The 4,552-nt window shown below is 66.9% G+C and carries 3 protein-coding genes; all 3 read left to right on the top strand.

Translation table 11 applies throughout. From position 1 onward, the window contains the following. The first annotated feature begins 251 nt into the window (after positions 1 to 251). Entirely contained in the window at positions 252 to 947 is a 696-nt protein-coding gene (locus ACRDUX_RS29900; RefSeq protein WP_526419293.1) for a fumarylacetoacetate hydrolase family protein, read from the top strand. Positions 948 to 1,007: 60 nt separating this feature from the next. Further along, on the top strand, positions 1,008 to 2,381 hold the full coding sequence (locus ACRDUX_RS29905; protein WP_526419295.1) for an MFS transporter: 1,374 nt from the start codon (positions 1,008 to 1,010) through the stop codon (positions 2,379 to 2,381). A gap of 306 nt (positions 2,382 to 2,687) precedes the next feature. Beyond that, positions 2,688 to 4,552 (top strand): AAA family ATPase (locus tag ACRDUX_RS29910; RefSeq protein WP_526419296.1); only part of this gene is annotated, 1,865 nt, incomplete at its 3' end.

Below are 4,552 nucleotides of genomic sequence, written 5' to 3' on the forward strand. Positions count from 1 at the left end.
CATCGGGACCGGCGGCTCGACCAGCAGCACGTCACGGCCGACGAGGTCGGAGACGCGCGTGAAGTGGACGTTCAGGTTGAAGATCATCGGGGTGGGCTGCGGACAGTCGAAGACCATCTCGAAGCCGACGTGAATTCGCATCATTGGTCTCCGGTCTCCGCTGTCCTTGGTCATGCCCGCGCGGGATCTGTTGGAAACGTCAAGGCATGCCACAGAATGTCTCGGCTGTGGAGTAGTGAAAGCTAGAGAACATGTTCACCGTGTCAACGCCCACCCTCGCCATCACAGGAACAGACGAACGCTTCCCGGTTCGTCGGGTCTACTGCGTCGGACGCAACTACGCCGACCACGCCCGCGAAATGGGATCGGATCCAGACCGTGAGCCGCCGTTCTACTTCACCAAACCCGCCGACGCCGTCTTCACCGCCGCTGAGGGTTACCACGGCGGGCCGCCTGGTGTGGTCCCCTACCCGCCGCTCACGCACAACCTGCACCACGAGATCGAACTCGTCGTCGCCATCGGCACTGGTGGCTTCGATATTCCCGCATCAACTGCACTGCAACATGTCTGGGGCTACGCGGTCGGCGTCGACCTCACCCGTCGAGACCTCCAGGACGACGCAAAGGCCACCCGACGCCCGTGGGACCTCTCGAAGGGATTCGATGCCTCCGGACCGGTGTCTCCGCTGGTGTCTGCTGCCTCCGCCAGTGCGGAAGCGGGTCGCATCTGGCTCACCGTCGACGGTCAGCCGCGTCAGGACGGCGACCTCGCCGACCAGATCTGGCCCGTCGCCGACGTCATCGCCCACCTGTCTGCCTCGGTTGCGCTGCAACCAGGGGATCTGATCATGACCGGAACGCCCTCGGGCGTCGGCCCCATTGCGGCCGGCCAGACGGTCGACGGCGGCATCGACGGCATCGGAGAGCTCAGCTTCACCGTTCGATAGACCGCCGCGGTCGGCGTCAAGCTGACCCAAAGCTGTGAACCGACCCGTTATCGTCTGTGGATGAGCGATTCGGCCCCGACATTCAAGACTTGTCCGACAACCGCTCCGACGAGCACCCGCCGGGCGGTGCTCAACACCATCAAGGGCTCGGCGGGAAACCTCGTCGAGTGGTACGACGTGTACGTCTACACGGTCTTCGCGTCCTACTTCGAGGCCCAGTTCTTCGACAAGGCCGACACCAACTCGACGGTGTACATCTACGCGATCTTCGCGGTGACCTTCCTCATGCGCCCGGTCGGCTCCTGGTTCTTCGGCCGGTTCGCCGACCGGCGGGGCCGCAAGTCCGCGCTGATGTTCAGCATCACCGTCATGTCGGCATGCTCGTTCGTGGTGGCGGTGATGCCTACTCGCGAGATCATCGGGTGGTGGGCTGCGGTGATCCTGATCATCGCGCGACTGGTGCAGGGCTTCGCCACCGGTGGCGAGTACGGCACCTCGGCGACGTACATGTCCGAGGCGGCGACCGCGAATCGGCGCGGCTTCCTTTCGTCGTTCCAGTACGTCACCCTTGTCGGCGGCCACGTCCTCGCGCAGTTCACACTCCTCATCGCGCTGCAATTCCTCGATACCGAGGCGCTCAGCGCATGGGGATGGCGGATCGGCTTCTTCATCGGGGGCATCGCCGCGCTGGTGGTGCTCTGGATCCGCCGCTCGATGGACGAGTCGCTCAGCGAGTCGCACCTCGAAGCCATCCGCGAGGGCAAGGACCGTGCCGCCGGGTCGATGAAGACGTTGTTCACCGTGCACTGGCGTCCACTGCTGCTCGTCTTCCTCATCACCGCGGGTGGCACGGTCGCCTTCTACACCTACAGCGTCAACGCGCCCGCGATCGTCAAGTCCACCTTCGGTTCCGACCGGGCGCTGACGGCGACGTGGGTCAACCTCGCGGGATTGATCTTCCTGATGCTGCTGCAACCCGTCGGCGGCCTCATCAGCGATCGCGTCGGCCGCAAGCCCCTGCTGCTCTTCTTCGGGGTCGGCGGCGTGATCTACACGTACGTCCTGCTCACCTTCCTGCCGCAGACCACCTCGCCGCTGGCGGCGTTCGCACTACTGGCCGTCGGCTACGTGATCATCACCGGGTACACGTCGGTCAACGCGATCGTGAAGGCGGAGTTGTTCCCAGCCGAAATCCGGGCTCTGGGAGTGGGTTTGGGCTACGCGCTCGCGAACTCGGTGTTCGGCGGTACGGCCCCGCTGCTGTACCAGGCAGCCAAGCCCGACCACATCACGTCGTTCATCGTCTACGTCACGGTGGTGATCGGTGTGAGCCTGCTGGTCTACGTCTTCGCGCTGAAGAACAAGGGCATCACGGTGCTCGATCGCGAGCAGGGCAGCGCGTGGGGCGTGACGGTTTCGCCTGCTGCTCGATGAGCATCTCGCCCGGGTAGCCGGGCGATCTTTCAATGTCACCGACGAGACCGTTCGATCGGCCCCCCGCGCACGGCAGGGGGGCCGGTCGACGTGACCCGGGCGTCAATATCATTGATTCGTGTTACCCGGTCGCGCACCCGGCGCGCACGGGGAGGGAATTACTCCGGCGGCACGGCGTTCTCCAGAGCACGACTCCGCGCGGGCGGGGTGCTCGGCGCAGACCAGGGATCGAGACTCGGTGATCGCGCCGCGGGTGGCGGCCGGGTGCACCGGCGTCGACGTTGGGTGTGAAGGAATGGAACGCCGATGGCGCAGACGGTGCTGAGGGGCCGCAGCGAGGCGATGTCGAGGGCGCTGGGCGCGTTGCGCCGCGCGGCCAGGACGGGGCAGGGCGCCCTTCTGGTGATCAGCGGGGAACCTGGCATCGGCAAGTCGGCGGTGCTGCGCGGTGTCCTCGAACAGGCGTCGCGCGCAGGGTTCTCCGTTGGCAGTGGCAAGGCCGAGCCGGGCGACCAGATCGCCCCCGGCGCCCCGTTGCTCGTGTCGCTGCGATCGGGTGCCCGACCGCTGCTGTCCGGTGACGCGTTCGCCAGCCTCGCCACCTTGTACGACAAGCCGCTGTGGCTGGTCGACCGGATCAGTGCCCTTCTCGAGGAACTCGGGATGAGCGCTCCGGTTCTGATCGCCATCGATGACGTCCAGTGGGCCGACCGGCTGACCAGGTTCGCTCTTCGTGCGTTGCCCGCCCGCCTTTCTGGATCCCCCGTCGTGTGGGCGATCACCAGCCGCTGGGTTCCCAGCGGTCCTCTCGAAGAGATCCTCGCGGGCATCGACGACGCCACCAACGTCACGCGCATCGCGTTGGGGCCGCTGACGCACGCGGACATCGACGACCTGGCCGTGGATCGCCTGGGTACCGAGCCGTCCGCGCAGACCCGAAGCCTGCTCGGCAGGGCTGGTGGTAATCCGTTCTGGGCCGTCCAGGTGCTCGACGGCCTGGCGCGACGGCGCGAACGCGGTCAAGGGGTGGACGACCTCCACGCCGAGCTGTCGGTCGGCGTGCGCGGTCGACTCGACGGCCTTTCGGCGGAAGCCGCCGCCCTGGTTCGGTTGACCGCCGTATGGGGACGCGCCCTCGGCGTGTCCGACGCGGGACGTCTGCTGGGGAACGTCTCGGAAGGTCAGGTCGGGATGCTGGCTCGCGAAGGGGTTGACAACGGACTGCTCGGCAACGCCGGAGGGGAGCTGTTCTTTCCGCACGACTTGGTGCGCGAGGCGGTGTACGCGGACATCGCGCCGGACGAACTTCGCGCGCTGCACCGCGACTGTGCCCGCTTCATCGTCGGGGACGGCCGGTCAGCCCTGGCCGCAGCGACCCACTACCGCGCGAGTGCCGTGCGCGACGACGAAGAAGCGGTCCTCGCATTGGAACAGGCCGCGCGCGAATGCATGGTCTCGATGCCCGAGCAGGCAGCCGAATTGGCGCAGCAGGCGTTCACGCTGACATCGGAGGGCCATGCGCTGTGGCTCCTGGCGGGCATCCGGACGGTGGAAACGCTGGTCAACGTTCAGCGGGAGGGCGCGGCCCTGGCCATCGCCGACCGACTGCTCGCCGTCGCCGTCGAGTCGGAGGTCGTCGCCCGCATCCAACTGCAGGCGTGCCGAGCGCTCTGGTGCACGGGCGACTGCGTGGAGATGCAACGGCGCGCAGGTGACGCGCTGGCCCGCGGGGGAGTGTCTGCCGTAACGCGCGCCCAACTGTCTTCGGCACAGGCGCTGGCCGCATCGAGAACGGAAACGGCGGCGCGAACCGAATCCCTGGCACAGAACGCACTCGCCGAGGGAAATCGACTCGGGGACACATACTCTCAGCGGCTGGCCGTCGTGGCTCTGATCGAGGCGGCCCGCAACGAGGGGCGACACCGACTCGCGCTGGACCGCTTCAATGACCTGCGCCGGCTGTCGGACTCGGCGTATCAGGCCGAGGAGATCCGGACGCTTCAGCACCTGGATCGTTACGACGAGGCCGAGGCGGTGCTGGCGAAGATTCGCGACGACCACGACGACGTGGACAGGCTGTTGCCCTCGATGCTCTACGCGCAGATGTGGCAAGACCACAACCTGGCCCGGTTCGACGCCGCCGAAGCCGGCGCACGCACGCTGTTGACGCT

Source organism: Mycobacterium sp., from assembly GCF_050701675.1.
Taxonomy (GTDB): domain Bacteria; phylum Actinomycetota; class Actinomycetes; order Mycobacteriales; family Mycobacteriaceae; genus Mycobacterium.